At 47.6% G+C, this 14,696-nt stretch carries 15 protein-coding genes; 6 read left to right on the top strand and 9 right to left on the bottom strand.

Going from position 1 to position 14,696, the window contains the following annotated elements:
* Positions 1–97 precede the first annotated feature (97 nt).
* Positions 98–922 carry an ABC transporter substrate-binding protein gene (locus tag ACNI29_RS13305; protein WP_419778855.1) on the bottom strand — a complete coding sequence of 275 codons (825 nt, stop codon included), beginning with the start codon at positions 920–922 and terminating at the stop codon, positions 98–100.
* Positions 923–1,177: 255 nt separating this feature from the next.
* Here ACNI29_RS13305 and fdhD point away from each other — a divergent pair, with 255 nt between their 5' ends.
* The 4 genes from fdhD (at position 1,178) to ACNI29_RS13285 (ending at position 4,991) form a co-directional block, all read left to right on the top strand.
* Positions 1,178–1,963 (top strand): formate dehydrogenase accessory sulfurtransferase FdhD, encoded by a 786-nt coding sequence (gene fdhD, locus ACNI29_RS13300; protein ID WP_419778854.1) that lies wholly within the window; start codon positions 1,178–1,180, stop codon positions 1,961–1,963.
* A gap of 199 nt (positions 1,964–2,162) precedes the next feature.
* Positions 2,163–3,104: a formate dehydrogenase accessory protein FdhE gene (locus ACNI29_RS13295; RefSeq protein WP_419778853.1), complete on the top strand. Its 942-nt coding sequence runs from the start codon at positions 2,163–2,165 to the stop codon at positions 3,102–3,104.
* Between the two features lies 1 nt (position 3,105).
* A complete protein-coding gene (gene moaA / locus ACNI29_RS13290) occupies positions 3,106–4,098 on the top strand; it encodes a GTP 3',8-cyclase MoaA (protein WP_419778852.1) in 993 nt (330 codons plus the stop codon).
* Positions 4,065–4,991, top strand: coding sequence for a transposase (locus ACNI29_RS13285; protein ID WP_419778851.1), 927 nt, complete (start codon positions 4,065–4,067; stop codon positions 4,989–4,991). The genes moaA and ACNI29_RS13285 overlap by 34 nt, the downstream gene beginning before the upstream one ends.
* A gap of 96 nt (positions 4,992–5,087) precedes the next feature.
* Here ACNI29_RS13285 and ACNI29_RS13280 read toward each other — a convergent pair whose 3' ends face one another.
* The 7 genes from ACNI29_RS13280 to ACNI29_RS13250 all read right to left on the bottom strand — a co-directional run bounded on the left by ACNI29_RS13280 (position 5,088) and on the right by ACNI29_RS13250 (position 11,348).
* Entirely contained in the window at positions 5,088–5,951 is an 864-nt protein-coding gene (locus ACNI29_RS13280; RefSeq protein ID WP_419778850.1) for an AraC family transcriptional regulator, read from the bottom strand.
* Between the two features lie 169 nt (positions 5,952–6,120).
* A complete protein-coding gene (locus ACNI29_RS13275) occupies positions 6,121–7,572 on the bottom strand; it encodes a sensor domain-containing diguanylate cyclase (protein WP_419778849.1) in 1,452 nt (483 codons plus the stop codon).
* A gap of 74 nt (positions 7,573–7,646) precedes the next feature.
* Positions 7,647–8,633, bottom strand: a complete 987-nt coding sequence (gene ruvB, locus ACNI29_RS13270) for a Holliday junction branch migration DNA helicase RuvB (RefSeq protein WP_419778848.1) — start codon at positions 8,631–8,633, stop codon at positions 7,647–7,649.
* Positions 8,634–8,657: 24 nt separating this feature from the next.
* A complete protein-coding gene (ruvA, locus tag ACNI29_RS13265; protein ID WP_419778847.1) occupies positions 8,658–9,269 on the bottom strand; it encodes a Holliday junction branch migration protein RuvA in 612 nt (203 codons plus the stop codon).
* Positions 9,266–9,772: a crossover junction endodeoxyribonuclease RuvC gene (ruvC, locus tag ACNI29_RS13260; protein ID WP_419778846.1), complete on the bottom strand. Its 507-nt coding sequence runs from the start codon at positions 9,770–9,772 to the stop codon at positions 9,266–9,268. The genes ruvA and ruvC overlap by 4 nt, the downstream gene beginning before the upstream one ends.
* Entirely contained in the window at positions 9,773–10,519 is a 747-nt protein-coding gene (locus ACNI29_RS13255) for a YebC/PmpR family DNA-binding transcriptional regulator (RefSeq protein WP_419778845.1), read from the bottom strand.
* 223 nt (positions 10,520–10,742) lie between these two features.
* On the bottom strand, positions 10,743–11,348 hold the full coding sequence (locus ACNI29_RS13250) for an RlmE family RNA methyltransferase (RefSeq protein ID WP_419778844.1): 606 nt from the start codon (positions 11,346–11,348) through the stop codon (positions 10,743–10,745).
* Positions 11,349–11,455: 107 nt separating this feature from the next.
* Here ACNI29_RS13250 and ACNI29_RS13245 point away from each other — a divergent pair, with 107 nt between their 5' ends.
* Both ACNI29_RS13245 and ACNI29_RS13240 read left to right on the top strand, forming a co-directional pair.
* On the top strand, positions 11,456–12,934 hold the full coding sequence (locus ACNI29_RS13245; RefSeq protein WP_419778843.1) for a glycosyltransferase family protein: 1,479 nt from the start codon (positions 11,456–11,458) through the stop codon (positions 12,932–12,934).
* 82 nt (positions 12,935–13,016) lie between these two features.
* Positions 13,017–13,667, top strand: a complete 651-nt coding sequence (locus tag ACNI29_RS13240; RefSeq protein ID WP_419778842.1) for a BON domain-containing protein — start codon at positions 13,017–13,019, stop codon at positions 13,665–13,667.
* A 22-nt stretch (positions 13,668–13,689) separates the two neighbouring features.
* Here ACNI29_RS13240 and ACNI29_RS13235 read toward each other — a convergent pair whose 3' ends face one another.
* Positions 13,690–14,319, bottom strand: a complete 630-nt coding sequence (locus tag ACNI29_RS13235) for a GntR family transcriptional regulator (RefSeq protein ID WP_419778841.1) — start codon at positions 14,317–14,319, stop codon at positions 13,690–13,692.
* Between the last annotated feature and the right edge of the window lie 377 nt (positions 14,320–14,696).

Here is a 14,696-nt window from a genome sequence, read left to right as displayed (position 1 = left end):
CCAAGTACCAAACGACCGTTCCAACCACAAGAGCGAAGCTTTATTAAAGGGGAGATAAGTGGAGCTTCAAAAGAAGCTCCACTTACTGATTCACAACTTATTTTGCGTTAGGGATGAAGAGTTTTTTGCCAAGCAGCTTGAAATCGCCGATAGCTTTCTGAGTTTTTGGGGAAGCCATCCACTCGGAAAACTTGGTAGCAAGGTCGTATTTTACGTTATTGCAGTTTGCGGGATCAACAGCCAGCACGCTGTACTGGTTGAAAAGGGACTTATCGCCTTCAACCAGAACTTTCAGTTCAGGAGAACCGTTTTTGGTTGCGCTGTATTTAATGTAAGTACCACGGTCGGTCATGATGTATGCATCGCGCTCTTCAGCAACGGTGATACTTTTGATCATGCCCTGACCTGTCTGGATGTACCATTTTGCTTTATCAGGAACAGCCATGCCGGCTACTTTCCAAAGGGAAATTTCTTTTTTGTTGGTACCGGAGTTGTCACCACGGCTGACAAAAGGAGATTTAGCCTTGGAAACAGCTTTCATGGCCTGCACAACGGGAAGCCCTTTGATACCTGCGGGGTCAGATGCGGGACCGATAATTACGAAGTCATTGTACATAACTTCGCGGCGATCTTTAAGTGCGCCCATATCAACGTATTTTTTTTCAGCTGCGGGAGCGTGTACCATCAGAACGTCAACATCGCAGTTTTTACCCATTTTAAGAGCTTTACCGGTTCCAACTGCAGTCCACTTCAGTTCAATGCCGGTATCCTTTTTAAACATGGGAGCCAGTTCATCCAGCAGACCGGTGTTGTCTGTGCTGGTGGTGGTAGCCATCATCAGGGTTTCGGCCTTGACCAGTCCCGGAGCAACAAGCAAGGAAACGAGAGCGAGAGCAAGCAGTAATACTTTAAGTTTTTTCATTTTTCCTCCAAAAAAAGAACTCTGTTTTAAAAACACTTAATCAAGATCATCCGCAATTATTGTAACGCCCATTTCAGGCATTAGCAGGGTAAAGATAGATCAGAAACGCACCTCTATGTCAATACAAGCACAATTATACTCTTATTCTTAACCCGATTTTGCACTAAAAATGTGCTGAAACTGACGCAAATAGAAAGCACTTGCCCGCAAACAGCGTTGCGCATATCCTAAGTAAAATATATCAGGTGGAGCATGATGAAAGAAAGCTTGGACTTTACAATCACAGAATTCTCAGGCGGGAGTTTCCGGGAAAAAGAGATCGAAAGCATTCTCGAAATCCCTCTGACCATCAACCTTAACGGACGCGAGGTTGTCACCCTGCTGACCACCGCTCGCTTTCCGGACTATCTTACCATCGGCTTTCTGAAATCTGATGCCTACATATCCTCCCGCGACCAGCTCACCGACCTGAAGATAACTGAATTCGAAGACCGTATCGTCGCCGATGTAAGCACTGTCCACGATCCTTGGAAGGGGCGCGTTCTGGAGTATTCCATCACTTCCGGCTGCGGAAAGGGGACCAACTTCGGGCGCAATGTTTCCACCATATCCAAGCGGACCATCCAATCAGAACTTACCGTCACCCCGGAACAGATCCTGACCCATGCCAACGAGCTGCATTCACGTTCCACACTCTATTCAAGGACGCGTGGCTGCCATAATTCCTCACTGTGCACTCCGGATGAAATGCTCTACTTTCGTGAAGACATCGGCCGCCACAATGCTATCGACATGATCGTGGGACAATGTTTTCTGGAAGATGTGCCGACTAATGGCAAAATGATTGTTTCCACTGGGCGTGTAGCCTCAGAAATCCTCCTCAAAGCAGTCCGTATCGGTGTTCCCATACTGGCTTCGACTGCTGTGGCGACCAGCTTCTCAGTTGAACTCGCACGAAAAATAGGAATCACCCTGATCGGAAATATTAAAAAAGATAGTTTTTGGATCTACAATGATCAGGGCAGGATAAAAGGTATGTAAGGAGAATTCCAGACACTTACACGTATTATGTCTCTTTCACCACAATATCCAGCGATACTAATCGATTAGACTTTGTGCCAAAATAAGACTAATTAATACTCCTATGCAGCGGCTGCAGATTAGGCATATGCTTTTTTTAACAGGAATGAAACAAGCTCGGCCACCCTACACCGAGCTCCCTTAAGGAGTGTGTTTTACAATGAATTTCGATTACAACAGTGCCAAAGAGCAGCTGGATAAAAAAGTATCTGAACTGCGGGAAAAACCTTTTCTCCCTGAAGAACTCGTTAATTTAATCTATAATGTAGCTGCAATCCAGCTGGAAGCGCAGCAGCACTCCACGCCGGATATCCCGGAAGAGCTGACCCCGGCTGATCAGAATCTTCAAGGACGTCCTCTCCTTGAACGTGCAAATTTCACCTATGATTACGAGCAGGCCTGCAAATTGCTTGGCGAACTGGCCGAGCTGGTCGGCAAAGAAGAAGGCCCTATTGCTGAATCCACTACCCTGATTACCGCAAGCATCAAATCCGGGGAACTGGACTTGAAGCAGGCTTTCAAAGCTTATCTTGAAACTGACGACGATTTTTTCCTCGGCTGGGCGGAGAAGATGCCGGAAGCACCACGCACACTTAGCTTTCTTGTTCAGTCGGCACTTACTCCCTCCATTAAAACAGTTGCTGCAGCACTTGCGGACAAGCTTCCTGAAATAGAAGCAGACACCACAAAACGCCCCGACAATGCTGAGCTTGATTTCGAACTGGAGCAGCCCGCACCGCGCAATCACGGACACTGTCCCATTTGCGGGTCCGTGCCGTTTATGCACACCCTGCACCATAAGCAGGGATTCCGCTATGCAAGCTGTTCTTTCTGCCACACTGAATACCGCGTGCGCAGACTGGCATGCGCCTACTGTGATGAGAACAACGCAGGCAACCTCAAGTTTTTCACCGTTGAAGAAGCACCTGGATACAGGGTGGATGTCTGTGATTCCTGCAAAACATACATGAAGACCACAGATTTCCGGGAAATTGACAAGATATCGATCCCGGCCCTGAACGACCTTGAGTCGCTCCCCCTTGATTTCGTGGCAGTGGAAGAAGGCTACAATCGCGGCACTCTCTCAGTATGGGGGTTCTAAAATGGTACTTACCGACAAGATAGGACGTACAGTCAGCTATCTGCGGCTTAGTGTAACAGACCGTTGCAATCTGCGCTGCATGTACTGCGTGACCAAGGATTTCCAATTCATTCCGCACCCGAACATCCTGCGTTATGAAGAGATGCTCAGGCTGGTGGATATTGCAGCCACCATGAATATCTCCAAACTCCGGCTCACCGGGGGAGAACCCTTTGCGCGCAGAGGATTCATGGATTTCATCAATACGGTAATGGACAACCATCCCGAGATTGACCTGCGCATCACCACCAACGGTACACTTATCGAGCCTCTGGTCCCCGAACTTAAGAAGATCGGAGTCAGCAGACTGAACATATCGCTGGATACACTTAACCGCGATACATTCAAGGAAGTGACCGGGCGTGATCATTTAAATGATGTGTTGGCGTCAATTTCTGCCTGTCTCTCAGCCGGAATCCGTATAAAAGTGAATGCCGTCGCCATGAAGGGAGTCAATGACAAAGAGTTGGGGGAATTCCTTAACTTCGCCAAAGAAAATCCAATTGACATGCGCTTCATTGAATTCATGCCCATGGGCGATGACACCAAGTCCGACAACATGCTCTGGACCGCAGACGAAATCCTTGAGCAAGGCCGTGAATTAGTAAACCTGACAAAGATCAAAGTAAGGCCGGAGAACCATGGCCCGGCGCGCATGTACGCCATCGAAGGCGGCAAAGGCAGGCTGGGACTCATTTCCCCGGTCAGCTCGCATTTTTGCGCCACCTGCAACAGGCTACGCATAACTTCCGATGGCCAGCTGCGCACATGCCTATTTTCTGACAAGACTTACGCTCTGCGCGATATTTTAAGGAATCCCGACCTTGGTGACGATGACCTCAAACAGGTCATTGCGGAAGCCACCATGGATAAACCACTGGGCTACCATCTCTTAGAACAAAGATCAGGATGTGAAGGTGTATGCGAAACACAGATGTCGGCCATAGGCGGATAGATGATTCCGGACCGGTTTCTACTCAAAGCAGGGACGAACTGTTGCAGCATTTGACATCCTCCGAAGAAGAAGCCAGAAACTTTCTGTTGCACAAAGCTCTGGGAGACCGCAAGCCGTATTGTCCCCGCTGCAGGGAGCACAAGCTCTACAACTTGAGCGGAAACCGCTACCGCTGCTCTTCCTGCAAGTACACCTTTCAGGATTTCAGCGGACGTTGGATCAACAACGGCGGACTTTCCTGCCGCGAATGGGTACGCCTGATCCAAATGTTCGCCGAAGATCACACTGCACACGCCATCTCTATCGATCTCGAACTGTCCTACAACGCCACCTACAAGGCTATCACTGCCCTGCGCTTTGCAATCTTAGCGCAAGCGATAGACGCCCAACAACTGCTGAGTTCCGAGACTGGGCTGCATAAGCATCTCAAGAATAAAAAGCTGACCGGAGTGCCTTCCAAGAAAGCCACCGGAACCATCCCCGTATTCGGAATCATGGAAAAAAACGGTTGGGTGTTCATTGATTTAATGCAGAACATCACTGCTGAATCGGTCTTTCATTTCAACCACAACTTCCATCTTAAGCTGGTCCGCCACGGGTCTATCATCCACACCGACCGCTACCAGAAGTATGATTCTTTGATCCTCTGCGGAGATGACTCATTACCGCTGGATTACATCCGCAAATACCCGGATATCACCCCACACATCGAAATATCCGGCGGTGAATTCTGGCAATTCGCCCGTCAGCGTTTCAAACGCTACAAAGGAATCTCCCCGCACCGCTTCCCGCTGTACTTGAAAGAGCTGGAATTCAGGTTCAACAATAGAAAAAAAGATTTATTCGATCTTCTGACCAGTTATATCTGCAAGATTGTTCCTGACGTGGATTAAGAATGAGATTGATCTAATAGAAAAAGGGTTGACCCGGAACACCGGGTTGACCCTTTTTATTATAAAATCAACCAGCCCGCAGGCAGCACCCGCCAATTACGGCTGACACAGCGGAACATAAACTTCCGTCAGCAAATCCTCCGCAGGGGTTGTGTTGTAATTGTTGAGGTAAATCTGAATACTCGCTTTGGCGTCCACTTCAAAGCCGTTCTGGGGAGCCCACTGACCGCAGAGCATAGCGTAGGTTTCTGCCAGATTCATGTAAGATCCTTTGTGAACGGTAACGGCGTAACATCCTGCTTCGATAGTTTTCTTGGCAACCGGAGCCGCGACCTCAATTGCGGGGTCTATCTCCATGCAGGCATCATGGCGGATCTTTTCCCTGGGCGTAATTTTCGGATCATCATGGCAGAGTGAGAGAAACCTTGCGGACGGTTTCAGAATTCCGTTACCCCCTGCCCACTCGCAAAGATTTTCCCAAGCGGGCTTGCATTCTTCATACGGACCGTTATGACGGACATAGGCAACATTCATATCTTTAAGTTCAACAACTTTAACATCCATAGAGACCTCCTTCCAGAACACGACCCTTGCGTGCTCGATATTACTTTGGTTCGTTTTTCTAAACACCTGTGGAGACACTCCAAACATATTGGAAAAGGCCCGTGTGAACGATTCATGCGTGAGAAAGCCGGCATCAAACGCAATGTCGGTCACTGATAATTCCCTACGCTTAAGCGTTACGGCTGCACGTTCCAGCCGCAGCCGCTTGATATACGACTTCACCGACTCACCGACCATACCGCTAAAAATACGATGAAAATGATACGGCGAGAAACAGGCTATTTGCGCCAGTTCATCAAGTGACATGGGATCATCAAGATTAGCCTGAATATACTCAAGCACATGACTCATGCGCTCAGCATAGTATTGTTTGGTTGTCTCTTTCAGGTTGCTCATGGAGGCATAATGCGGTTTTATGGAGATTAAGACTTGATCATTTTTGCGATTATTAAATTAAAAACCGCAACAGCTGATTGCCGTTGCGGTTGAAGATTGATTAGTCCCCAAAAAAAACTGGTCTGTTTTTACTTAAAAAGACATACAAACCCTAAAATTCGTTATGATATTACCCGGCAACAACCTTATCCTTGCCCTGCATCTTGGACTCATACATGGCTCTATCTGCACGCTGGGCTAATGAATCAAGAGTGTCGCCACTCTTAAATTCAGCCACACCGCAACTCACGGTAATCATGATTCCATCAGCTTCAGGAGAATCAATGTTGCATTTGTCGTTGCAGCATACAGAAGAACGAATACGCTCGGCAACATTCATGGCAACATCAACCTCACCTGCGACCAGCACGATAAACTCATCTCCGCCCCAACGTGCACAAAAATCATCGTCCCGGATTGCGAAGCGAATTGTCGAGGAGATGTCTTTAATGATCTCATCGCCCTTAACATGGCCGCTGAAATCGTTGATACGCTTGAAATCATCAATATCCAGCAGAATAATTGAAAACTTAGTTTTATTACGGCGAAAAAGGGACATGGCAGCATCAAACTGGCGTTCAAACAAGCGGCGGTTGGCTAGCCCGGTCAAGGCATCTGTTCCGGCTTGCCTCTCCAGACGCAATTGAAAATGGTTGATGGTCAGAACGCTTAGGATAATAACCAGCAAAGTCGCTGCTCCACCAACCATCAGCGTACGAGCAAGGTTGCCCCGCGCTGCGCCAAGCGAAATTTCCTCGCTTTGCTGGACGACCAGAACCCATTCAAATTCAGGAATATAGCGAGCGGTTAAATATTCTTTTTCCCCATCTTTTGAGAAATCAAAAGTAGCTGGTTCACTGTTAGGAGCCAACAATTTGTCAACAATATCCTCAAGTCCCGGTAGATTCTTAATATTCATATTTTCGATCAAATCCACATTGCAGTGCACCTGGACGACTCCGGAGAGATCAACAAGAAATATTTTTTTTGAATATTTTTCAGAAAAAAGGGCTACAAGTTTAGCAACTTTATCCATGTTAAGCCCGACACCGGTTACCCCCAGCAGCTTACCGTTCCGATCTTCAACCCTGTGGTTGATAAAGATAGTCAGGAGGTTTTCTTCCGCTTCGTTGGTATCTACATCAAGAGCATAGCTTTCGCCTGATTTTACAAAATCATAATACCAGACATCATGGCTGTCCTGCTTCGAAACCTTTTTCAGGATACCTTCGGGAATATAATAATTCCCGGTTTGAGCGGAAACAAAAAAGGCACTAAAGAAGCCGTACTTCTCTTTAATTTCTGCTAGATATCTTTTAATAGCTTTTGGATCAGGCTCTTTTTCGCCGGCCCAGTCCTGAAGGAAGGTGTCATTGGCCATGAGAGATGAAACAAAGATCGGGCGCATAAGTCCGGACTGAATCTCGGAATAGATATTATCACGGGTCAGAGGTAAGGCGGAGTAGACAATTTCATCATGAATCTTCTGACGGGAGACATTGTAGTTAAGCAGGCTCAACAAAGCAAAAGTCCCGACAAGAATAGCCGTTACCGCCATTATCAATTTCATCCGTATAGACATTTTCACCCCGCAATAAAAAAACAAAGACCAAACGGACTTTGTTTTTATATATTAAATTTCCTCTCACCAGCCCTTTAAAAAAGACTACCCTGTCCCCCGGAAGCCACTTTCTGAAGATGCTGGTAGGCCCGGGCTGTAGCAACACGCCCACGCGAGGTGCGCTTCATGAAACCGCACTGGATGAGATACGGCTCGTAAATTTCCTCAATAGTGCGAACTTCTTCAGAGCAGGCTACGGCGATAGTCTTTACCCCCACAGGTCCGCCACCGAATTGATCTATCAGGATGCTCAGGATCTTGCGGTCCATGTAATCAAGTCCCAAAGGATCGACATCCAACTTGTTCAAGGCCATATCAGCCAACTCTTCGGTGACCACACCGTCACCGTGTACAGTGGCAAAGTCCCGCACACGGCGCAGCAAACGGTTGGCGATACGAGGAGTACCACGTGAACGCTTACCGATAACCAGTGCACCTTCGTCGGTTACTTTGAGGTCAAAAATTCTTGCCGCGCGGGTAACAATGAGGGCCAGTTCTTCGGGAGAGTAAAATTCAAGACGGAAAAGACAACCGAAACGGTCACGCAGGGGCGAAGTAAGCAATCCCAAACGGGTTGTGGCGCCGACCAGGGTGAACGGCTCAAGATCAATCTTCACAGTACGGGCAGCTGGTCCCTGACCGATGATGAGATCAATGTTGAAATCCTCCATAGCCGGATATAGCACTTCTTCTACATTGGCAGGGACACGGTGAATTTCGTCGATAAAAAGGATGTCGTTGCGCGAAAGGTTGGTCAGGATGGCAGCAAGGTCCCCGCTGCGCTCCAGAACCGGACCGGAAGTGGAAATGAGGTTAACCCCAAGTTCGGAAGCGATGATCCGCGCAAGGGTAGTTTTACCCAGACCGGGATTGCCGTAAAAAAGGGCATGGTCCATGGCATTGCCGCGCCCACGCGCTGCCTGAATGAAGACATCAAGGTTGTCGCGCAGATCATCCTGCCCGATAAAATCGGTTAGCCGTTGCGGCCTGATGTGATCGTCTGAACCATTTTTTTCCATCATATTCCGGTACTGCCTGCTGAAAAATTACTTGTTCTGGGAAATTTTTTTCAAAGCCACGCGGATAGCTCCACCTGCCTCGAGATCAGGTTCTTCTTCGAATATTTCCTTAAGCAGTTCGCGCACTTCATCATCCCCGTAGCCAAGATTGCGCAGACCGGAGAGAGCGTCAAGAAATTCACTGCGGTCGCCTTCTACAGGACAAGCTCCGCTGCGCACAGTGGCGGATTTGAGATTTTCCATCTTATCTTTGAGCGACCAAAGAATCTGACGCGCGGACTTGGGTCCGATGCCGGGCACTATGGACAGGGTCTTGGTATCCTCGCGAAAAACGAGATCCTGTAATTCCTTGGGACCGAACTGGGAAAGAATCGCCAACGCCTTTTTAGGGCCAAGGCGGTCTACGGAAATGAGTGTACGGAACACTTCACGATCATCAAAACAGGGAAAGCCGTAAAGATCAAAGGCATCTTCACGTATCACGGAATGAACGTAAAAGGTCACATCCGAACCTGATTCAGGCAGGGTTGAAACAGCTGTGAGAGTCAGAAATAATTCATACCCCACTCCGCCGGGAGTGAGAATTATGCAGGACCTATCTGTGGCTTCAAGCAGCTTACCGTGGATATAGGCAATCATTTTCCGGCCATCCTTGAAAATCTTCGTTCGTTGAGGTGGCAGATCGCAATGCCCAGCGCATCGGTGGTATCATTGGCCCACTTGGTATTTTTCACGCCGAGGATGCGTTCCACCATAAAAGCGACCTGAGATTTATCAGCCCGTCCACTGCCGACAAGGTTCTGCTTGACCTTGGTTGGCTCGTAGCCGGAAACCACAAGGCCAGAGACTGCGCAGGCAGCCATTGCTGCGCCACGGGCCTGTCCCAGCTTAAGAGCCGAAGCCGGATTAGAGGCGACAAACGCGTTTTCGATTGCCGCCTCATCCGGTGAATGATCTTTTATAAGCTCAGCAATGCGGGAATAGATCTCCCCCAACCGCGAGCACATGGGCTTTTTGGTATTGGTGCGGATTGTCCCGGCGTCCACAAGGGATACCTGCCCGGAAAGTTCTCGCACGATTCCGTATCCGGTCACGCGGGTTCCGGGGTCAATGCCGATGATTACAATACCGGACTCGTCCATCTAGCCTTCCATTTCAGCCATAAGTTCATCGGGGAAGTCAGCGTTGACGTGTACATTCTGTACATCTTCATTGTCTTCCAACTTTTCCATGAGGTTCATGAGCTTCTTGGCAGTGGAAACATCAACTTCCACGAGGTTTTTGGGGACGAAAGCGAGGTCTGAGCTGTTTGCTGTGCACTCTGCAGCTTCAAAAGCCTTCTGAACTGCGGTGAAATCTTCGGGCATGCAGTGAACTTCAAGAGAACCGTCTTCTGCGATTACGTCTTCTGCACCTGCTTCAAGGCCGATTTCCAGCAGCTGGTCTTCGGTGTACTTTTCAGCATCAAAAACCATGACGCCCTTCTTATCGAACATCCACGCAACGCAACCGGCTTCCCCCATGGAACCGCCGCCTTTACCAAGAGCATGGCGCACTTCAGCTACAGTACGGTTTTTGTTGTCAGTAGCAGCTTCGATCAGAACAGCAACACCACCGGGACCGTAACCTTCGTACATGACCTCGGCAATATCACCACCGGCAAGTTCTCCAGTACCTTTTTTGATTGCAGTGTCGATCTTGTCGTTGGGCATGTTCACTGCTTTTGCCTTGGATATGGCAAGACGCAGGGAGGGGTTCATTGTCGGATCGCCTCCACCCTTGGCTGCAAGGATGATGTCCTTTGCCATTTTGGTGAAAATCTTACCGCGCTTGGCGTCCTGTCTACCTTTTCTGTGCTGGATGTTAGCCCATTTACTATGTCCGGCCATTTTTTCCTCCTAGAGAATATCAAAGTCCCGCCTTATATTTTTTTGATGGGACAGTATTTATATATAATGATGTAGAGCACTACTAACTGAGTTTGTCTTCAAAGTAAAATCTCGCAGACAGTCAAAACAGAGCCAAATGCGAGGCGCAAGAAAAAGACTGGAACGAAGCGTATAAGTAATACGCGAGTTTCAGTCTGTCTCGCAGCAACTAAGCAGATGCTGTTTATTGGCTGTCTGCAATGCCGCGAAAGCCAAGCCCTACTACAAAGAACTCCTTGCTTTCCTCACGGCAACTCTTCGGCTTGAATCTTTTCACCTTGGAAAACATCTGGCGCAGAGAGTCAATGTACTCTTTTACATCCGGGCCATCGAAAATCTTAACGATGAAATGACCACCTTTTTTAAGCCTGCTGGGCACGATATCACGCGCACGTTCGCAAAGCTCAAGAGAGTTGGCCTGATCAGCAAACTTAACCCCGGTTGTCTTGGGTGCCATGTCGCTGATGATCAGGTCATACGGCAGCTGCTTATCCATTGCAGCCAGAAGTTCAGGAGAGTCCTCGAACACATCGGCCTGCAGAAAAGTTGCGTTATCAGGAAAAGCGGTGTCAGTGGACTGGATATCCACAGCCAGCACACGGCCATTGTCCCCGACTTTCTTGGCAGCGAAAAGGGTCCATGAACCGGGAGCGGCCCCAAGATCCATAACATTCTGGCCTTTTGCAAAAACCTTGAAGCGCTTATCCAGTTCCTGAAGTTTGTATACGGAACGGGCAGGATAGTTTTCTTTTTTAGCCCTTTTAAAATAATGATCGCGATATTGTTTCATAATCTGATTTAGTTTCGCAGTGATCCGCAAAAGACTTTTGCAACCGACTGCGTTATAAGGTGATTGAAATTAACTTATTACGGCCCGCAAGCCAAGTATCGTAAGAAATGCAGCGACCCGAAAGAATCCGCATAAAAAATGAATCCGGCCAACCGCAAGCACTGCCCGAAGGTGAAAGGTATTTTCAGGACCTCGGCGGCGCTGGGGAAATACTATTCCTCGGACTCGGCCCTAACCCGAAGTTGGCGGCAGCCTTATGCCCACAGGCAAAAGACTTATATTATATGGATTGCCCGGATCTAAGCGCGCAACTGCCCGAAGGGTATACAATCCCGGACCGATTTAAGCAAATTGGACCGGAAGAAGCAGACCTCTCCAAATTCAGGACCATTCTCTACACCCCGGGCAAACGTTTCTTTCCGTCTTTCTGGGAACCTATGCTCTCAAGGTTAAGCATTGCCCGCGCAGAAATCATGCGCAAACCACGCTCCAAAACCGTCTGGATTCCAGGAAACGATAATTCCCTGCTCCTGCCGGAACTCTGTCGCGCTTTTGAAACTGAGGGGTTCTCTTACAGGGTAATCGAACCGGATGCAATGCGCAAAGAATTGCTCTCCCTGCTACACAAAGAATTGCCGGAACTTGTCGTTAGCGTAAATTTCAATGGACTGGATAATGCAGGCGAAACTTTTTTCATGCTCCGGGAAGCAGGAGTCAAAGTTGCGGTGTGGCTGGTAGACAATCCATTTCATGTAATCTCGGGTATCAAATCAAATTACTGGCGCGAAGTCCCGCTGCTGGTGACTGACCATTGGTTCATCCCCGTCCTCGAAGAGCACGGAGCGCATAAAGTAGGTCACATGCCTCTGGCTACTGACCCGCAAATTTTCAAAAAAGAAGTACCCCCGTACCCTTTACTCAAAGACCGCACGGTTTTTGTAGGACGTTCCAGCTTCCCGGCCAAGGACAACTTTTTTTCAGGCTGTACATTCAATGCGCAGGACGAAACCGCAGCCATGCAGGCCATCGGCAATAAAAATAAACCTGATTTTGAGTGGTGGACTCAGAAAGACAATCTGAATAAATTCTGGCCGGATAAGAAAATTAGGGCAACCGGATTCAAGGCCGAACAATCAGGACTGCTCTGGCGCATTCTCTCATTACAGTATGCAGGAGACAAACTTACCGTCTTCGGAGATGAAGGCTGGAACCAATACCTGCCACAAGCTGATATCAGACCACCCGTGGACTATTTCACCATACTGCCATCTGTCTATGCCGGAGCCGGGATAAGCCTGAACATGACCAGCCCCCTCCTGCCCTGCGGCCTGACCCAGCGCAACTTTGACGTCTGGGCTGCCGGAGGCTTTCTGCTTAGCGACTACACTGAGGGTTTATCCATCTTCCCAGAAGAGCTGGTTGAGCATTGCAGCTTTAAAACCCCTGCTGAGCTACCTGCGAGGATTGAATTTATACAAAGCCGCCCGCAATTGGCGAAAGAACTTTCAAAAATTTGGCACAAAGTTATAATAGAAAAACACACTTACACAAACAGAATTCATAAACTGCTAAGTTTTATCAACTAAATACGTTTAAAACAAAACGGCACGACTCTTGCTTTTTCTGATCTCAGAAACTCCAATCAAGGATGATGACGAGATGCGGAAAATGTTTATATGCCTTACCCTCTTCGCCATTTATTGCCTGAGCGGCTGCTCCGCTTCAGTGCTTCTGCCGCCTCTGCCCGGCCCGATGATGATACCGTCTTCGGTGGGCACTTTTTATAATGCCTACGCCATAAGCACAGACGAACGTGGATTCCAGACAATCATTGAAGACGAAATTCTTGAAACAAACATCCAGTCCCAAATCATTGATGAAAAAGAGTTGAACATACTGGACCTGAGCACTTACGCATACAATGGACATGTTTATGTCGTCGGGGAATATGACGAAAAGGAAGACTTTCAACGCATCCGCAAAATAGTCAAAAAGAACAAGAAGGTAAATTCACTGACAACTTATCTTTTTGCAGAAGATAAGAATGCATGCAACAAGACAAACGATTACATAATCCAGATGGCAATAAAGAGCGCCCTACTCAATGACAATTCAATCTGGGGGGCCAATATAGCCGTAAAATCTGTGCAATGTAATGTTGTACTTGTAGGCAGGGTTGCGAGCATAAACGAGGCGATAGCTGCCAAGAGAATTGCTGCCAGTACTGATGGGGTGAAGGGGGTAAAATCTTTTATCCGTTCCACCAGACAGCATAAATACATAAAGCAGGAACAAAAAATAGCAGCAGCACTGCGCTAGCCTGCAACGGCTAAAAACAATCCTAAAGCGCGAAGTGGTCGCGGAGCTTTTCTTTCATCTGATCAAGATTTCCGGACTCGATAGCAGTAACAATCTGCCTATGCTCATTTGCATGCGCACCAAGATCCATACCGTCCTCAAGATTCTTCTTTGCAAGGGTGAATATCCAGTAATCATTGGCCAACGCCTCCCATGAACGGACGAGCGAGCCATTGCCTGAGCATTCTACGATAGCACGGTGAAACTCAAGATCTGCCAAGCCGATGGCCGTCATATCTCTTTTTGCAACACCGGAAAACATTTTTTCAACACTATCCGCTAACTGAGCAACATCAATTTTATCCAGCTCAAAACCCCACCCAAGAGCCAAAGGCTCAAGTTCGCTTCTAACAGCATAATACTCGTACAACTCTCCCGAAGAGAGCACTTTCACTCTGGACCCTTTATAAGGTTCAGTTTCAACAAACCCACGTGCTGTCAAATCCCTGATAGCCTCCCGAACAGCTCCCTGACTAACCTGTAACTCGCGAGAAATTCGTGTCTCAACAATCTTATCTCCAGGCTTGAGATATCCATTCAAAATACTATCTACTATATGTTCTACAACATCATCGCGCAAAACGCGTCTTTTCAGGCCTGCATTGGCAACCATAAAAAAATCCCCCTAAAAATTAGGCCGGACTAGTGCATCCCCTCGAAAATGCATTTAGTCATTGAGTGCGAAATCTAACCACTTTTCAATTCAATAGCAAGACCGTAAGCAAACGCCCCAACAATATATTATCTCACATACCATGCAACATAACACGCCACGAACAATGCAGTTAAATCAACTTCTCACACATGACCAGCATTAAATCATCTAAATGCATAATTTTATAAAACATATCATTAAGTACAACAATTGAAGTAAACAATAAACAACAAACAAGTCGTTATAAAAACCCCATTAAGACACTAAGACTTGCATGATTTTAAAGATCAATTCCGTACCCCTGAGCACCAAAACAATCCAATCTTCATAATTCT

The sequence above is a fragment of the Maridesulfovibrio spiralis (SeqCode) genome, from assembly GCF_048571135.1.
Lineage (GTDB): Bacteria > Desulfobacterota > Desulfovibrionia > Desulfovibrionales > Desulfovibrionaceae > Maridesulfovibrio > Maridesulfovibrio spiralis.
This window is presented reverse-complemented; position numbering and strand designations above follow the sequence as displayed.

What these genes read in the sequence shown, in the direction of transcription:
- ACNI29_RS13305 (WP_419778855.1), bottom strand. Translation starts at nt 922, where the DNA reads ATGAAAAAACTTAAAGTATTACTGCTTGCTCTCGCTCTCGTTTCCTTG.
- fdhD (WP_419778854.1), top strand. Translation starts at nt 1,178, where the DNA reads ATGAAAGAAAGCTTGGACTTTACAATCACAGAATTCTCAGGCGGGAGT.
- ACNI29_RS13295 (WP_419778853.1), top strand. Translation starts at nt 2,163, where the DNA reads ATGAATTTCGATTACAACAGTGCCAAAGAGCAGCTGGATAAAAAAGTA.
- moaA (WP_419778852.1), top strand. Translation starts at nt 3,106, where the DNA reads ATGGTACTTACCGACAAGATAGGACGTACAGTCAGCTATCTGCGGCTT.
- ACNI29_RS13285 (WP_419778851.1), top strand. Translation starts at nt 4,065, where the DNA reads ATGCGAAACACAGATGTCGGCCATAGGCGGATAGATGATTCCGGACCG.
- ACNI29_RS13280 (WP_419778850.1), bottom strand. Translation starts at nt 5,951, where the DNA reads ATGAGCAACCTGAAAGAGACAACCAAACAATACTATGCTGAGCGCATG.
- ACNI29_RS13275 (WP_419778849.1), bottom strand. Translation starts at nt 7,572, where the DNA reads ATGTCTATACGGATGAAATTGATAATGGCGGTAACGGCTATTCTTGTC.
- ruvB (WP_419778848.1), bottom strand. Translation starts at nt 8,633, where the DNA reads ATGATGGAAAAAAATGGTTCAGACGATCACATCAGGCCGCAACGGCTA.
- ruvA (WP_419778847.1), bottom strand. Translation starts at nt 9,269, where the DNA reads ATGATTGCCTATATCCACGGTAAGCTGCTTGAAGCCACAGATAGGTCC.
- ruvC (WP_419778846.1), bottom strand. Translation starts at nt 9,772, where the DNA reads ATGGACGAGTCCGGTATTGTAATCATCGGCATTGACCCCGGAACCCGC.
- ACNI29_RS13255 (WP_419778845.1), bottom strand. Translation starts at nt 10,519, where the DNA reads ATGGCCGGACATAGTAAATGGGCTAACATCCAGCACAGAAAAGGTAGA.
- ACNI29_RS13250 (WP_419778844.1), bottom strand. Translation starts at nt 11,348, where the DNA reads ATGAAACAATATCGCGATCATTATTTTAAAAGGGCTAAAAAAGAAAAC.
- ACNI29_RS13245 (WP_419778843.1), top strand. Translation starts at nt 11,456, where the DNA reads ATGCAGCGACCCGAAAGAATCCGCATAAAAAATGAATCCGGCCAACCG.
- ACNI29_RS13240 (WP_419778842.1), top strand. Translation starts at nt 13,017, where the DNA reads ATGTTTATATGCCTTACCCTCTTCGCCATTTATTGCCTGAGCGGCTGC.
- ACNI29_RS13235 (WP_419778841.1), bottom strand. Translation starts at nt 14,319, where the DNA reads ATGGTTGCCAATGCAGGCCTGAAAAGACGCGTTTTGCGCGATGATGTT.